The sequence below is a fragment of the Pseudomonas helleri genome (assembly GCF_045830615.1).
GTDB classification, from domain to species: Bacteria; Pseudomonadota; Gammaproteobacteria; order Pseudomonadales; family Pseudomonadaceae; genus Aquipseudomonas; species Aquipseudomonas helleri.
Genome location: NZ_CP174501.1, coordinates 2,966,408 through 2,981,872, shown reverse-complemented (window position 1 = coordinate 2,981,872; position 15,465 = coordinate 2,966,408). Strand labels below are relative to the sequence as shown.

At 56.6% G+C, this 15,465-nt stretch carries 11 protein-coding genes; 7 read left to right on the top strand and 4 right to left on the bottom strand.

Annotated features, from left to right (window positions below):
- Positions 1–3: 3 nt before the first annotated feature.
- Positions 4–3,714 carry a methionine synthase gene (gene metH, locus ACJJU9_RS13215; protein ID WP_407728685.1) on the bottom strand — a complete coding sequence of 1,237 codons (3,711 nt, stop codon included), beginning with the start codon at positions 3,712–3,714 and terminating at the stop codon, positions 4–6.
- A 151-nt stretch (positions 3,715–3,865) separates the two neighbouring features.
- On the opposite strand from metH, the gene ACJJU9_RS13210 reads away from it, so the two are divergent.
- A complete protein-coding gene (locus ACJJU9_RS13210) occupies positions 3,866–6,163 on the top strand; it encodes a fatty acid cis/trans isomerase (protein ID WP_153334214.1) in 2,298 nt (765 codons plus the stop codon).
- A gap of 112 nt (positions 6,164–6,275) precedes the next feature.
- Entirely contained in the window at positions 6,276–6,860 is a 585-nt protein-coding gene (gene nfuA / locus ACJJU9_RS13205; protein ID WP_153433541.1) for a Fe-S biogenesis protein NfuA, read from the top strand.
- Positions 6,861–7,074: 214 nt separating this feature from the next.
- Here the strand turns inward: nfuA and cobM are convergent, their stop codons facing one another.
- From cobM to ACJJU9_RS13190, 3 genes are all read right to left on the bottom strand, one after another.
- A complete protein-coding gene (gene cobM, locus ACJJU9_RS13200) occupies positions 7,075–7,827 on the bottom strand; it encodes a precorrin-4 C(11)-methyltransferase (protein WP_407728684.1) in 753 nt (250 codons plus the stop codon).
- Between the two features lie 63 nt (positions 7,828–7,890).
- On the bottom strand, positions 7,891–8,316 hold the full coding sequence (locus tag ACJJU9_RS13195; RefSeq protein ID WP_407728683.1) for a cobalamin biosynthesis protein: 426 nt from the start codon (positions 8,314–8,316) through the stop codon (positions 7,891–7,893).
- A gap of 55 nt (positions 8,317–8,371) precedes the next feature.
- Positions 8,372–8,743, bottom strand: coding sequence for a response regulator (locus tag ACJJU9_RS13190; RefSeq protein ID WP_407728682.1), 372 nt, complete (start codon positions 8,741–8,743; stop codon positions 8,372–8,374).
- 188 nt (positions 8,744–8,931) lie between these two features.
- Here ACJJU9_RS13190 and ACJJU9_RS13185 point away from each other — a divergent pair, with 188 nt between their 5' ends.
- From ACJJU9_RS13185 to ACJJU9_RS13165, 5 genes are all read left to right on the top strand, one after another.
- Positions 8,932–12,408 (top strand): response regulator, encoded by a 3,477-nt coding sequence (locus ACJJU9_RS13185; RefSeq protein ID WP_407728681.1) that lies wholly within the window; start codon positions 8,932–8,934, stop codon positions 12,406–12,408.
- Positions 12,409–13,224: a protein-glutamate O-methyltransferase CheR gene (locus ACJJU9_RS13180; protein WP_048389860.1), complete on the top strand. Its 816-nt coding sequence runs from the start codon at positions 12,409–12,411 to the stop codon at positions 13,222–13,224.
- On the top strand, positions 13,221–13,829 hold the full coding sequence (locus tag ACJJU9_RS13175; RefSeq protein ID WP_048373359.1) for a chemotaxis protein CheB: 609 nt from the start codon (positions 13,221–13,223) through the stop codon (positions 13,827–13,829). The genes ACJJU9_RS13180 and ACJJU9_RS13175 overlap by 4 nt, the downstream gene beginning before the upstream one ends.
- Positions 13,820–15,016, top strand: coding sequence for a hybrid sensor histidine kinase/response regulator (locus ACJJU9_RS13170; protein WP_353231341.1), 1,197 nt, complete (start codon positions 13,820–13,822; stop codon positions 15,014–15,016). The genes ACJJU9_RS13175 and ACJJU9_RS13170 overlap by 10 nt, the downstream gene beginning before the upstream one ends.
- A 65-nt stretch (positions 15,017–15,081) precedes the next feature.
- Positions 15,082–15,459 (top strand): response regulator, encoded by a 378-nt coding sequence (locus ACJJU9_RS13165; protein WP_048373356.1) that lies wholly within the window; start codon positions 15,082–15,084, stop codon positions 15,457–15,459.
- Positions 15,460–15,465 lie beyond the last annotated feature (6 nt).

Below are 15,465 nucleotides of genomic sequence, written 5' to 3'. Positions count from 1 at the left end.
TACTTAGTTGTCGTAGCCGAGGTTAGGCGCCAGCCAGCGTTCGGTCACATTCAAGTCCTGATCTTTACGCGCGGTGTAGCTGTCGATCTGGTCCTTATCGACTTTACCTACAGCAAAGTACTGCGCTTGCGGGTGCGCGAAGTACCAGCCGCTCACCGCAGCTGCCGGGAACATCGCGTAGTGCTCGGTCAGGAACACGCCGCTCTGGCCTGCACGCATTTCTTGAGCTTCAGGGTCCAGCAAGGCGAACAACGTCGCTTTTTCAGTGTGGTCCGGGCACGCCGGGTAGCCAGGAGCAGGGCGGATGCCGCTGTACTGCTCTTTGATCAATGCCTCGTTGTCCAGGTGCTCATCCTTGGCATAGCCCCAGTAGTTTGTCCGCACTTGTTGGTGCAGCCACTCGGCGCAAGCCTCGGCCAAACGGTCGGCGAGGGCCTTGACCATGATCGAGTTGTAGTCGTCGCCTGCATCCTGGTAGGCCTTGGCCACTTCTTCGGCTCCGATCCCCGCGGTGGTAATAAAGCCGCCCACGTAGTCGGTCACGCCGCTGTCTTTTGGCGCGACAAAGTCGGCCAGCGAGAAGTTTGGTTTGCCATCGGTCTTGATGATTTGTTGGCGCAGGTGATGCAGCTTGGCCAAAGGTTTGCCGTCGTCACCGTAGAGCTCCAGATCGTCATCGTTAACCTGGTTGGCAGGCCAGAAACCAAAGACCGCCCGCGCACTGATCAGCTTTTCATCAATCAGCTTTTTCAGCATCTCTTGCGCGTCGGCGTACAACGCTCTTGCCGCTTCGCCGACCACTTCGTCGTCGAGGATGCGCGGGAACTTGCCGGCCAGGTCCCAAGAGATAAAGAACGGCGTCCAGTCGATGTACTCAGCCAGTACTTTGAGGTCGATATTGTCCAGCACCTTGGCGCCCGTGAACGTCGGTTTGACGGGCTGGTAGGTGGCCCAGTCGAACTGCGGCTTCTTGGCAATCGATGCGGCATAGCTCAAGCGTTCGGTGCGGGCGCTGCGGTTTGCCGTGCGCTCGCGCACCTCAACGTACTCTTCGCGGGTTTTCTCGACAAAACCGGCCTTGAGTTCCTTGGACAGCAGCTGTGTAGCCACGCCCACGGCCCGTGAGGCGTCGGTGACGTAAACCACGGCATCATTTTGATACTTGGGTTCGATCTTGACCGCAGTGTGCGCCTTGGAGGTCGTGGCGCCGCCGATCATCAGCGGCAGATGGAAGTCCTGGCGCTGCATTTCACGGGCCACGTGCACCATTTCATCCAGCGACGGGGTAATCAGGCCGGACAAGCCGATGATGTCGCATTTCTGTTCTTTGGCCACTTGCAGGATTTTTTCCGCAGGCACCATAACGCCCAGGTCAACGATGTCGTAGCCGTTACAACCCAGCACCACACCCACGATGTTCTTGCCGATGTCATGCACATCGCCTTTCACCGTGGCCATGAGGATCTTGCCCTTGGCTTCTGGTTTGTCGCCTTTTTCCAGTTCGATAAACGGAATCAGGTGGGCCACCGCCTGTTTCATCACGCGGGCGGACTTCACCACCTGCGGCAGGAACATTTTGCCCGCGCCAAACAGGTCGCCGACGATATTCATGCCCGACATCAGCGGGCCTTCAATCACCTCAATCGGGCGGCTGAAGGACAGGCGCGATTCTTCGGTGTCTTCGACGATATGGGTGGTGATGCCCTTGACCAGTGCGTGCTCCAGACGCTTGTTGACGTCCCAGCTGCGCCATTCCTCGGTCTCGGCCTCTTTGACGCTGCCATCGCCCTTGTACTTGTCGGCAATCGCCAACAGGTTGTCCGTGGCGTCCGGGGTGCGGTTGAGCACCACATCTTCGACGGCATCGCGCAGTTCCACCGGGATCTGGTCGTAGATCTCCAGTTGCCCGGCGTTAACGATACCCATGGTCAGGCCGCTGCGAATGGCATACAGCAGGAACACCGAGTGGATCGCCTCACGCACCGGGTTGTTGCCGCGGAACGAGAACGATACGTTGGACACACCACCCGAGGTCAGGGCATACGGCAGTTCATCGCGGATGTAGGCGCAGGCGTTGATGAAGTCCACTGCATAGTTGTTGTGTTCTTCAATGCCGGTGGCCACGGCGAAGATGTTCGGGTCGAAGATGATGTCTTGCGGCGGGAAACCGACTTCATTGACCAGAATGTCGTAGGAGCGTTTGCAGATCTCTTTTTTGCGTTCTTCGGTGTCAGCCTGGCCCGCTTCGTCAAATGCCATCACCACCACGGCAGCGCCGTAGCGCTTGCACAGTTTGGCGTGGTGAATGAACTGCTCGACGCCTTCTTTCATGCTGATCGAGTTGACGATGCCTTTGCCCTGAATGCATTTGAGGCCCGCTTCAATCACGTCCCACTTGGAGGAGTCGATCATGATCGGTACGCGGGAGATATCCGGCTCGCCGGCAATCAGGTTGAGGAAGGTGATCATCGCCTTCTTCGAATCCAGCATGCCTTCGTCCATGTTGATGTCGATGATCTGCGCACCGGCTTCAACTTGTTGCAAGGCCACTTCGAGGGCTTCGGTGTAGTTGTCTTCGCGGATCAGGCGGGCAAAGCGCGCAGAGCCGGTGATGTTGGTACGTTCGCCGACGTTGACGAACAACGAACTGCGATCAATGGTGAACGGCTCAAGGCCCGACAGGCGGCAAGCCTTCGGGATGTCCGGGATCTGGCGCGGCGCGTAACCGGCCACGGCATTGGCGATGGCCTGGATGTGGCCCGGCGTGGTACCGCAGCAGCCGCCGACAATGTTCAAAAAGCCGCTTTGGGCGAACTCTTCAATCACCTTGGCGGTTTGTGCAGGCAGTTCATCGTACTCGCCGAATTCGTTTGGCAAACCCGCGTTGGGGTGAGCCGAGACGTGGGTGTCGGCCTTGTTCGACAACTCTTCGAGGTACGGGCGCAGTTCGCTGGCGCCCAGTGCGCAGTTCAAGCCCACCGAAATCGGCTTGGCATGGCTCACAGAGTTCCAGAACGCTTCGGTGGTCTGGCCCGACAGCGTGCGGCCGGAGGCGTCGGTGATGGTGCCGGAGATCATGATCGGCAACTCAAAGCCCAGCTCTTCGAACACGCCTTGCACGGCAAAGATCGCGGCCTTGGCATTCAAGGTGTCGAAAATAGTTTCGATCAGGATCAGGTCGGCGCCGCCTTCGATCAGGCCCCTGGTGGCCTCGGTGTAGTTTTCCACCAGTTCATCGAAGGTAACGTTGCGGTAGCCGGGGTTGTTGACGTCTGGCGACAGCGAACAGGTACGGCTGGTCGGGCCGAGCACGCCCGCAACAAAACGCGGTTTGTCCGGGGTTTCGAGGGTCTTGGCGTCGGCGACCTTGCGCGCAAGGCGTGCGCCTTCTACGTTTAGCTCGTAGGCGAGGGCCTGCATGCCGTAGTCGGCCTGGGAAACCTGAGTGGCGTTAAAGGTGTTGGTTTCGAGAATGTCGGCACCGGCATCCAGGTAGGCTTTTTCGATCGAGCCAATGACATCCGGGCGGGTGATGACCAAAAGGTCGTTGTTGCCTTTGACGTCGCTCGGCCAATCGGCAAAACGCGTGCCACGATAGTCGTGTTCCTCAAGGCGGTAGCTTTGGATCATAGTACCCATGCCGCCATCGAGAATCAGAATGCGCTCTTTGAGGGCTTGCTGAAGTGCTTGGATACGAGCGCTGCGGTCAGACATAGGACTACCTGTTAGAGCCATGCAAAAGATGGCAAATCATAACAAACCTGCGCCTAATTTGAGCGCCGGAAGATTTGCATGAATTCAGCTCATGTTGAAAGACGTGTAGCACGGGTAGAATCGCGAGATTTCAATATCAGGACAATGGCACATGTTTTTTCGCCTACTCACCGGCGCCGTGACGCTGGTGGTGTGTAGTACAGCGCTGGGACAAGCCCCGCTGGCGAGTCCGGCTATATCCTACACACGGGACATACAGCCGATCCTTACCGAAAAATGCGTTGCCTGCCATGCGTGCAACGACGCAGCCTGCCAGCTCAACCTGGGCAGTGCCGAGGGCGCAACCCGTGGCGCCAGTAAAGTGCCTGTCTATAAAGGAGACCGCACTACACCGGTTGCACCCACGCGGATTTTCTACGATGCCAGCGGTCCGGATGAATGGCGCCGCAAAGGCTTTTACTCGGTGCTCGATGCGCAAGGCGCGCAAGCGGCCTTGATGGAGCGGATGCTTGAGCTGGGCCATAACACCCCGCTGACGCCCAATGCCAAGTTGCCAGAAGAAATCGTCCTGGGGCTGAACCGAGATAACTCATGCCCCGCGCCGGGCGAGTTCGATGCCTACGCCCAAAAGCACCCTAAAGAAGGCATGCCCCTGGCCGTCACCGGCCTCACCGACAAGCAATACCAAACCGTGCAGACCTGGCTCAAGCAAGGCGCACCGGTTGACCAGCACGCTATCAAGCCAAGCGCAGGTGAAGCTGCGCAGATTGCTGAATGGGAAGCGCTGCTCAATCGTCCGGGCTCAACAGAGGCGTTGGTCGGGCGCTGGCTGTTCGAACACTTGTTCCTCGCCCATACGTATTTTGACAACGGCGTGCCAGGGCATTTCTTCCAGTGGGTGCGTTCGCGCACGCCGAGCGGTCAGCCGATTGATCTGATCGCCACCCGCCGTCCAAATGATGATCCGGGTACCACGTTCTATTACCGGTTAATGCCGGTACAGGGCGTGATCGTGCACAAAACCCACATCACTTACCCGATGGGCAAGCAAAAGCTTGAGCGGGTCAAGCAGCTGTTCTACAGCGGCGACTGGCATGCCACTTCGCTGCCGGGTTACGGGCCGCGCAGCCGCGCCAATCCGTTTGAAACCTTTGAAGCGATCCCGGCCGTGGCGCGTTATCAGTTCATGCTCGATAACGCCGAGTATTTTGTGCGCACCTTTATTCGCGGGCCGGTGTGCCGCGGGCAAATTGCCACGGACGTAATCCGTGACAACTTCTGGGCGCTGTTCCAGGAACCTGCCCACGACCGCTACATCACCGATGCGGCCTATCGGGGCGAGGCAACGCCGTTGCTGGCGATGCCGGGGCAGAACGATGACGTCGGCAGTGTTCTTTCGCTGTGGCACAGCTTCCGTGACAAGCGCAATGAATACGTAAAGCTGCGTCAAGATGCTTACGCGGACATGCCGCCTCCCAGCTGGGCAACTCTGTGGGCGGGCAATGACAATGCGTTGCTGACGATCTTTCGGCACTTTGATAGCGCCAGCGTCACCAAGGGCTTGATCGGTGAAGTGCCGCAGACGATGTGGCTATTCGACTTCCCGTTGCTCGAGCGCACCTACTATCAGTTGGCGGTCAACTTTGATGTGTTCGGCAACGTTTCGCATCAGGCTCAGACGCGGTTGTACTTTGACTTGATCCGTAACGGTGCTGAGGCCAACTTTTTGCGCCTGATGCCGGCAGACTCGCGCGCCAGCATCCTCAGTGACTGGTACCAGAACAGCGGCAAGATCAAGATGTGGCTGGATTACGAAAAAATCGACACCAGCACGCCAACCGGCATGATCCTCGATCCGACTGATCCAAAGCGTGACTTTGCCCTCAAGTTAATTGACCGCGCCGGCACCTTGAATGCCAACCCGGATCCGATCAACCGTTGCACCGGCGCTTATTGCTCGCGACCTGATATTGCACAGGAGTTCCAGTTCGCCGAGCAATCACTCAGCCGTCTTACTGCGCGTCCGGCAGCGGGGCTGGCGGTCATCAATCAATTGCCAGAAGCGACCATGCTGCGCATTGAAGGCAACAACGGTGACCGCGAGATGTACAGCATGTTGCGCAACCGTGCCCACAGCAACGTGGCCTTTATGCTTGGCGAGGCCTATCGCCTGCAACCGGGGTTGGACACACTGACGATTTTCCCGGGTGTGCTCAGCAGTTACCCGAACTTCATGTTCAACATTCCGGCAACTGATGTTGAGGCGTTTGTCGAAGCGATGGAGCAATCCAAAGATCAGAAAAGCTTCGAGGCTATCGTCGAGCGGTGGGGCGTTCGCCGCAGCAACCCGCAGTTCTGGCAGTACTTCCATGATATTGGCGAGTACATCAATGAGACCGATCCGGTTGAAGCGGGTGTTTTGGACATGAATCGCTACGAAAACCTGTAATGCGGCCGGTAATAATTTAACAAGAGAGGGCAGATTGCCTGACAAAAACACTAGGACTTTGTCAGGCGCGCCGATTGGCGTAAACTGCCCCCCATGTCTGCGAGGAGATTCCATGAGCGCCATAACGATTACCGACGCCGCCCACGATTACCTGGCTGATCTGCTGTCCAAGCAGAACACCCCGGGTATCGGCATCCGCGTCTTTATCACCCAGCCGGGCACCCAGTACGCTGAAACTTGCATAGCCTACTGCAAGCCCAATGAAGTGAAGCCTGAAGATACTGCCATTGGCCTGAAGAGTTTCACGGCCTGGATCGATTCGTTCAGCGAAGCGTTCCTCGACGATGCGGTGGTGGACTACGCCACAGACCGCATGGGTGGCCAACTGACCATCAAGGCGCCGAACGCCAAAGTGCCAATGGTTAACGCTGATAGCCCGATCAACGAGCGTATCAACTACTACCTGCAAACTGAGATCAACCCCGGTTTGGCGAGCCACGGTGGTCAGGTCAGCCTGATCGAAGTGGTTGAAGACGGGATTGCCGTGCTCAAGTTCGGTGGCGGCTGCCAGGGCTGCGGTCAGGCAGACGTAACCCTGCGCGAAGGCATTGAGCGCACCTTGCTTGAACGCGTGCCCGAGCTTAAGGGTGTGCGTGACGTGACCGATCACTCGCAGAAAGAAAACGCCTACTACTGAGTGATCAGTAACAGGGTGTTCGCTGCGACGTGAATAAAAAAACGGTGCCCCGTGAGCACCGTTTTTTTATGCCTCATCTTTGTAGGAGCGAGCTTGCCTCGCGATCATTTGATCTTAAAAGATCGCGAGGCAAGCTCGCTCCTACAGTTGTGTGGCGTTACAAAACCCGTAGCAGTTGTCGAGCTTGGCGAGGCTACGTCCGGGAGTTGCGCAATTAACCTTCAGGTCGATACAAATGTGCATGCCCGGCCCGGTATAGCGAGGACTCGGCAAAGCTGTCACTGGCCAGTACCCGGCCGACCAAAATCAACGCGGTGCGTCTGAATCCCTTGGCCTGTACTTTGGCCTGAATATCTTCAAGGGTGCCTTGTACCCAATCCTGATCCGGCCAACTGGCGCGGTGAATCACTGCTATCGGGCAGTCGCTGCCGTAATGCGGCTGCAGTTCGCGAACGATGCTTTCAAGGTTTTTAACCCCTAAGTGAATCGCCATGGTCGCGCCGTGCTGCGCCAGGCTGGACAGCTCTTCACCGGGCGGCATTACGGTTTTTTCCGCGTAACGGGTCAGGATCACTGTTTGCGAAATGTCCGGCAGCGTCAGCTCGGCGCCCAGAATGGCGGCGCACGCTGCGGTGGCGGTCACGCCCGGAATGATTTCAAAGGCGATGCCCAGCTCACGCAGGCAGCGAATTTGCTCGCCAATGGCGCCATACAGGCTTGGATCACCCGAGTGCACGCGGGCCACGTCTTGACCTTTGGCGTCGGCGCCTTTTATCAGCTCGATGATTTGCTCAAGGTGCAGTTCAGCGCTGTTGATAATCTGCTCAGCGCGATTGCCGTCCAGTACGGCCGTGGGCACCAGCGAGCCGGCATAAATAATCACCGGGCAGGTACGGATCAAACGCTGGCCTTTGACGGTAATCAGCTCTGGGTCGCCGGGCCCGGCACCGATGAAGTAAACAGTCATGGCAGTCTCTGAAAAGGTCGAATTAGAGCCGCTCGTGAAGAACGCTCATAGTGAGGCGGGGGATTATCGCGTTATTTGCCCTGTGCAGGCCAATGCAAAGGTTGCCACTGAGGACGCCTGGCGTGTCACAAGCAGTGTTGCGCCTGCGCCACCCAGCTGTTCGGCCAGTGCCAATGCGGCACTTTCGGCCACACCCCAGCACCCGGTTTGCTCGAAAGCAACCTTGGAGCGCTGACTGAGCTGTGAGGCATAGGGGGCAAGCTGATCGGCGCTGAACACATTAAAAGGCAGGTTCAGCCGCCTGCAGAGTTCGATAAGACCCGGTTCTTCTCGCTTGAGGTCGATGCTGGCAATGCCCTGAACAGCGCTTAATGTGAGCCCGGTCTTGTCGAGAGATTGCTCAACCAATGCCAATAAATCCTCGCAAGTGCACCCCTGGCGGCATCCCAGGCCAATAATCGCGCAAGCGGTGTGTGTGGCAGGCGGCATCACTGTTCCAGAGCCAAAACGAGGTGCGCAGTGTTGTTGAGGTGCGTTTAGCCTGTCAACTTTGCGTCTGGACCAACATGCTCTTTACCTTGACGCGCAACTGATCAATAGAGAAGGGCTTGCCAATGACGGCCATGCCCTCAGGCACAGTGAGGGTCTCGGCGTAGCCGCTGGCAAACAGAATGGGCAGTTGCTGATACAGTTCACGGGCTTTGCAAGCCAGTGTATGACCGTCCATACCCGGTAGCCCGACATCGGTCATCATCAAGTCGATACGCTGGCCTTTGTCTTCAAGAAACGCCATTGCGCGCTCACTGCCTTCAGCTTCAAGCACGTTGAACTCCAACTCTTCAAGCACGTCAACGATCAGCATACGAACAATGGCGTCGTCTTCGACTACAAGAATGGTGGAGGGCGTTGCAGACATATTTATGATCTCGATAAAAATTTAAATCCAGGACCCTTCACACTGGCATCTGGCCGGTAAGAATAGCCTTGAGCACCAGCAAAGTACGGTTTTTTGTAAGAAAAATCCTACTAAGGTGCAAGAAAACTGAACTATTTCGCGGTATTCCTTCAGACTCTCACTAATTTTTACGTCCACAGGCCAGAAAAATGAATTCACCTGCATCCATTGACGAGCGAAGTTTTCGCAAACTGCTGAGTCGTAACGTTGGTTTGCCTTTGGCAGTCGGTGTGATGAGTGCAGTGCTGTTCGTGGTGATGATCAGCTATTTGCTGTCAGTCCTTAAATGGGTCGAGCACAGCGACCGTGTCATCAGCAACACCAATGAAGCGATCAGGCTGACAGTTGATCTGGAAACCGGCATGCGCGGGTTTCTGATTACCGGCGATGAGCATTTTCTTGACCCTTACGCGGTCGCCAAACCGCAAATTCTTGCGCAGATCCAGGGTTTGCAAGAACTGGTCAGTGATAACCCGCAGCAGGTTGATCGCCTCAAACGCATTGCGGCGCTGCAGAACGAATGGGCTTCTTATGCCCAGTCCATGGTGGATTTGCGCCGCCAGAACGGTGATTACCGTGCAGCGGTGCAGTCTGGCAGAGGCAAAAGCCTGACCGACCAGATCCGTCAGGAGTACGACGACTTCATCCAGCTGGAGCAACAGTTGCGGGTAGCCCGCAACAACGAAGCCAGTACGACTACCTTCGTCTGCGTCAGGCTTTATTTGCTCTTTGTGCTGGGCCTGAGCGGCTTTTTGGCGTATGTCGGCCGTAGAGATTTACTCAATCTTTCAAAGAGTTATCAAAATAACTTCGAGCTTCAGGTTAAGGCCGCAGAGCGCCTTGAGCGTCAAGCCTGGCTGCGTAACGGGCAGACCGAACTTGCCGAGCAAGTGCTTGGCCGCCTCACGCTGAACATGCTGGGCCGCAATATCCTGCAGTTCTGCGCGCAGTACCTCGGCACGGTGGTTGCCGCGGTGTATGTGCGTGAAGATCACGGTGGCTTGCGCCGCATCGCCAGCTACGGATTCTCTCGTGAGCAAGAAGCGCGCAACGAGGTGATTCACAATGACGAAGGGATTGTCGGGCAAGCCGCGTTCCAGGATCAGTTGATCCGTCTGGACGATGTGCCGTCGGACTACTGCTTCAAAGTCAGCTCCGGGCTGGGTGAGGGCGCGCCTCGCAGTGTGCTAGTGGTGCCGACCAGCGACGATGACCGGGTAAACGGGGTGATTGAGCTGGGCTTTCTTCGCCCGTTGGAAGACCGTGACATCGAGCTGTTCGACTTGATCGCAGACAACATCGGCACCTCGATTGAGGCCGCGCGTTACCGCCAGCGCCTTCAAGAGGTGCTGGCAGAGACCCAGCAGCTCAATGAAGAGTTGCAAGTGCAGCAAGAAGAACTCAAGACCGCCAACGAAGAGCTGGAAGAGCAGTCGCGCATTCTTAAAGAGTCGCAGACCAGCCTTGAGGCGCAGCAAGCAGAGCTCGAACAGACCAACGAGGCCCTGGCAGAGCAGCGTGATGCCATGGACCGCAAGAATACCGAGCTGAACCAGGCTCAGGAGCAGCTCGAAGAGCGTGCCGATGAGCTGATGCGTTCAAGCAAGTACAAGTCGGAATTCCTCGCCAACATGTCCCACGAGCTGCGCACACCGCTTAACAGCTCGCTGATTCTGGCCAAACTGTTGTCGGAGAACCCGCAGCAGAACCTCACGGGTGAACAAGTCAAATTTGCCGAATCGATCTACTCGGCAGGCAACGATTTGCTCAACCTGATCAACGACATTCTGGATATATCCAAGGTCGAGGCCGGCAAGCTTGAGGTGCGCCCCGAAAACACCAGCGTGGCACGGATGCTCGATGGCATACGCGGGGTGTTCCAGCCGTTGGCCAGTGACAAGTCGCTGGAGTTGCGCGTCGACTTGCAGCCTGGCACCCCCGCGTTGATCTACACCGACAGCCAGCGCCTGGAGCAAATTCTCAAGAACCTGCTGTCCAACGCGGTCAAGTTCACCGAAAAAGGCCGGGTCAGCCTGACGGTGTCGCGTCATTCGGGCAATGCCATTGCCTTTGCCGTCGAAGACTCCGGCATCGGCATTGCGGCCGAGCAGCAAGAGAGCATTTTTGAAGCGTTCCGTCAGGCAGATGGCACCACCAACCGCCGATATGGTGGCACCGGCCTCGGCTTGTCGATCTCGCGGGATCTGGCGACCTTGCTTGGCGGTTCTATCAGTGTCAGCAGCGAGCCGGGGCAGGGCAGCGTCTTCACCTTGATCATGCCCGTACAGTTCGTCGAAGACGCCCAACTGCCCGTAGAGGCTCCAGTCAATGCCCCGCGCGTGCCACAGACATTGCCTGCCAAGGCGTTGCCGGTACAGGCGCCGGATGTGCCGCTGAATATCCCGCGCTTCATGGACGACCGCGAACAAGCGCCATTCAGTACGCGCTGCATTCTGGTGATTGAAGATGAGCCGAACTTTGCGCACATCCTCTACGATCTGGCCCACGAACTCGGCTATCGCTGCCTGGTCGCCCACGGTGCTGACGAAGGCTTCAGCCTGGCGGCGCAGTTTATTCCCGACGCCATTCTGCTCGACATGCGCTTGCCCGATCACTCCGGGTTGACCGTACTGCAGCGCTTGAAAGCCCTGGCCGCCACCCGGCATATCCCGGTGCACGTGATTTCTGTCGAAGACCGGGTTGAAGCTGCGATGCACATGGGCGCCGTTGGCTACGCGGTCAAACCGACCACCCGCGAGGAACTCAAAGATGTCTTCGCCCGCCTTGAAGCAAAGCTCACGCAGAAGGTCAAACGAATATTGCTGGTCGAAGACGATGACCTGCAACGCGACAGTATTTCCCGCCTGATCGGCGACGATGACATTGAAATCACCGCCGTGGGTTTTGCTCAAGAGGCGCTTGATCTGCTGCGCAGTAACATCTACGACTGCATGATCATCGACCTCAAGCTCCCGGACATGCTGGGCAACGACCTGCTCAAGCGTATGTCTACCGAAGACATCTGCTCGTTCCCGCCCGTCATTGTCTATACCGGGCGCAACCTGACCCGCGACGAAGAGGCCGAACTGCGCAAATACTCACGTTCGATCATCATCAAGGGCGCCCGTTCGCCTGAGCGTTTGCTGGACGAAGTGACATTATTTCTGCACAAAGTTGAATCTCAGTTGTCCCATGAGCGTCAAACGATGCTCAAGACGGCACGCAGTCGCGACAAAGTGTTCGAAGGGCGCAAGATTCTGTTGGTTGATGACGACGTGCGGAACATTTTCGCCCTCACCAGCGCGCTGGAGCACAAGGGCGCAATCGTCGTTATCGGGCGTAATGGCCGCGAGGCGATCGAGCGTTTGAATGAGGTCGACGACATCGACCTGGTGCTGATGGACGTGATGATGCCGGAGATGGATGGCTATGAGGCCACCATTGAAATTCGCAAGAACCCGCGCTGGCGCAAGCTGCCGATCATTGCAGTCACGGCCAAGGCGATGAAGGACGATCAGGAGCGCTGCCTGCAAGCGGGTTCCAACGATTACCTGGCTAAACCGATTGATCTGGATCGACTGTTTTCGTTGATCCGGGTATGGCTACCGAAAATGGAACGACTCTAAGTGCTACGAAACACCGACATCGAGATACGGCTGCTGATTGAGGCGATCTACCTCAAGTACAGCTATGACTTTCGAGACTACTCCGGCGCATCGATCAAGCGCCGGGTGCTGCATGCAGTGCGCCAGTTCGACTGCAAAACCATCTCGGCCTTGCAGGAGCGGGTGCTGCATGACCCGGCCGTGTTCATGCAGTTGCTGCAACTGCTGACGATTCCGGTGAGTGAGATGTTTCGTGACCCCGAGCACTTCCTGGCCATTCGCCAGGAAGTTGTGCCGATTCTCAAGACCTATCCGTCGCTGAAAATCTGGATCGCAGGGTGCAGTACCGGCGAAGAGGTGTACTCGATGGCGATCTTGCTGCGTGAGGAAGGGCTACTCGATCGCACCATCATTTATGCCACTGACATCAACCCGCGCTCGCTTGAAAAAGCCAAGCAAGGGATCTTTTCGCTGGAAAACGTTCGTGCCTACACCCACAACTACCAAAAGGCCGGGGGGCAGCGCTCATTTGCCGATTACTACACGGCGGCTTATGACTACGCGATTTTTGACAAAAGCCTGCGTGAAAACGTGACCTTTGCTGATCACAGTCTGGCGACAGACAGTGTATTCTCAGAAACTAATTTAATTTCGTGTCGTAACGTATTGATTTATTTCAATAAAAATCTACAAAACAGGGCGTTTGGTTTGTTCGCGGAGTCGCTCTGTCATCGGGGCTTCTTGATGCTGGGTAGCAAAGAAACCCTGGATTTTTCCGATTACAGCAAACAATTTTCGCCTTTGCTCAAGCAAGAACGGATCTATCGCAAGCTATGACAGTCCAAGACATCGCAATCACCGGACTGCGCCCTGTTCAGGCCATTGTTGTTGGGGCTTCTGCGGGGGGCGTCGAGGCGTTGCTGGCGATTTTTGCTGATTTGAAGCCCGGTTTCAGGCTACCGATCATCGTCGTCTTGCACATGCCCGACGAACGTCGCAGCCAGTTGGCTGCTGTGTTTGACCGACGTTTGGAGATACCGGTCAAGGAAGTAGAGGACAAAGAGCCGATTGCGTCGGGCACGTTGTATTTCGCGGCGCCGGGTTACCACGTGTCGGTGGAGCACGATCACAGTTTTTCATTGAGTCGAGAGGAGCGGGTGCATTATTCACGCCCCTCGATTGATTACCTTTTTGAATCCGCAGCCGATGTGTACCAAGACACCCTGGCTGCGATATTACTCACGGGCGCCAATCAGGATGGTGCGCAGGGGTTGGCCACGGTCAAACAGCTGGGCGGCCTGACGGTCGTCCAGGACCCTGAAGAAGCCTGGGTACCCACCATGCCGCTTGCGGCGCTGGAGCGTTGCCAACCGGACCGCATCCTGAGTTTGAAGGGTATTGCCCGTTTGCTTGTTGAGCTGGAACGAATCGAATGCCACTAAGTGATATTCAAGCCAAGCTGCTGATCGTCGACGATTTGCCAGAGAATCTGTTGGCGCTGGAAGCCTTGATCAAACGCGATGACCGAATCGTCTATAAAGCCTTGTCTGCGGACGAGGCGCTTTCGTTGTTGCTGCAACATGAGTTTGCAATGGCGATTCTGGACGTGCAGATGCCGGGCATGAACGGCTTCGAATTGGCCGAGATGATGCGCGGGACCGATCGCACCAAAAATATTCCGATAGTGTTTGTCAGTGCCGCCGGTCGGGAGATGAACTACGCGTTCAAAGGGTATGAGAGCGGGGCGGTCGATTTCTTGCATAAGCCTTTGGACATTCACGCGGTTAAAAGCAAGGTCAACGTATTTGTCGACCTGTACCGGCAAAGCAAAGCGGTGCAACGACAGGTCGAAGCGCTGGAGCGAAGCCGCCGCGAGCAAGAAGTGCTGCTCGCGCAATTGCAACAGACACAGGTTGAACTGGAGCATGCGGTGCGCATGCGTGACGACTTTATGTCGATTGTCTCCCATGAGGTCCGCACGCCTTTGAACGGGCTGATCCTCGAAACCCAGCTGCGCAAGATGCATCTGGCGCGGGACAACACGGCAGCGTTCACCAAGGACAAGCTGGAGGCCATGGTTGACCGCGACGAGCGGCAGATCCAAAGCCTGATTCGGCTGATTGAAGACATGCTGGACGTATCACGGATTCGCACGGGCAAGCTGTCAATCAGGCCGTCGGAATTTGATCTGTCGCAGTTGGTTGCCAATTTGCTTGAGGTGTTTTCGCCCCAGATCAGTGCAGCGCAAGCGAGCATCAGCTTCAGTGCGGCGCAGCCGGTGGTGGGGCAGTGGGATGAATTCAGAATCGAGCAGGTGATTTCCAACTTGCTCACCAACGCCCTGCGTTATGGTGCACAGAAGCCAATTGATGTGGCGGTGTACAGCGAAGAGGGGTATGCCGTGGTGCAAGTACGTGATCAGGGTATTGGCATTAGCCAGGAGAATCAGCAGCGGATTTTCCAGCAGTTTGAACGGGTATCTGGCAGCCATGTTGTTTCGGGCCTGGGGTTGGGCTTATTTATTTCGGAACAGATTGTCGCGGCCCATAGTGGCAAAATAGAAGTACGCAGTGAGTTAGGTGAGGGCGCTTTGTTCAAAGTCTGCCTGCCGCTGGTACAAAAGACATAAATTGGCCGCAACCTATGGCCATGGCTGCGGTCGTAATGGCAGCAAAGTTCGGATTAAGGTTTCCCATGAGTGAAGATGCGCAAGATGTTGTTTTGATTGTCGAGGACGATCCATCGATCCTGATGATCCTCAGTGCTTACCTGTCAGGCGAAGGCTACCGGGTATTGCAGGCCGAAAACGGCGAGCAGGCGTTTGCGATTTTAGCCACTAAACCGCACCTGGACCTTATGGTCACGGACTTCCGTTTGCCGGGCGGGATATCAGGCGTGCAGATTGCCGAGCCTGCAGTGAAGCTGCGCCCGGACCTGAAGGTGATTTTTATCAGCGGTTATCCGGCAGAAATCCGTGACACCGGCAGCCCGATCACCCTCACAGCCCCGATTTTGGCCAAACCCTTCGACCTCGACACCTTGCAAGCACAAATCCAGAAACTGCTCGCCTAATTGCTT

Coding starts and splice junctions, on each gene's coding strand:
- metH (WP_407728685.1), bottom strand. CDS start 3,714: ATGTCTGACCGCAGCGCTCGTATCCAAGCACTTCAGCAAGCCCTCAAA.
- ACJJU9_RS13210 (WP_153334214.1), top strand. CDS start 3,866: ATGTTTTTTCGCCTACTCACCGGCGCCGTGACGCTGGTGGTGTGTAGT.
- nfuA (WP_153433541.1), top strand. CDS start 6,276: ATGAGCGCCATAACGATTACCGACGCCGCCCACGATTACCTGGCTGAT.
- cobM (WP_407728684.1), bottom strand. CDS start 7,827: ATGACTGTTTACTTCATCGGTGCCGGGCCCGGCGACCCAGAGCTGATT.
- ACJJU9_RS13195 (WP_407728683.1), bottom strand. CDS start 8,316: ATGCCGCCTGCCACACACACCGCTTGCGCGATTATTGGCCTGGGATGC.
- ACJJU9_RS13190 (WP_407728682.1), bottom strand. CDS start 8,743: ATGTCTGCAACGCCCTCCACCATTCTTGTAGTCGAAGACGACGCCATT.
- ACJJU9_RS13185 (WP_407728681.1), top strand. CDS start 8,932: ATGAATTCACCTGCATCCATTGACGAGCGAAGTTTTCGCAAACTGCTG.
- ACJJU9_RS13175 (WP_048373359.1), top strand. CDS start 13,221: ATGACAGTCCAAGACATCGCAATCACCGGACTGCGCCCTGTTCAGGCC.
- ACJJU9_RS13170 (WP_353231341.1), top strand. CDS start 13,820: ATGCCACTAAGTGATATTCAAGCCAAGCTGCTGATCGTCGACGATTTG.
- ACJJU9_RS13165 (WP_048373356.1), top strand. CDS start 15,082: ATGAGTGAAGATGCGCAAGATGTTGTTTTGATTGTCGAGGACGATCCA.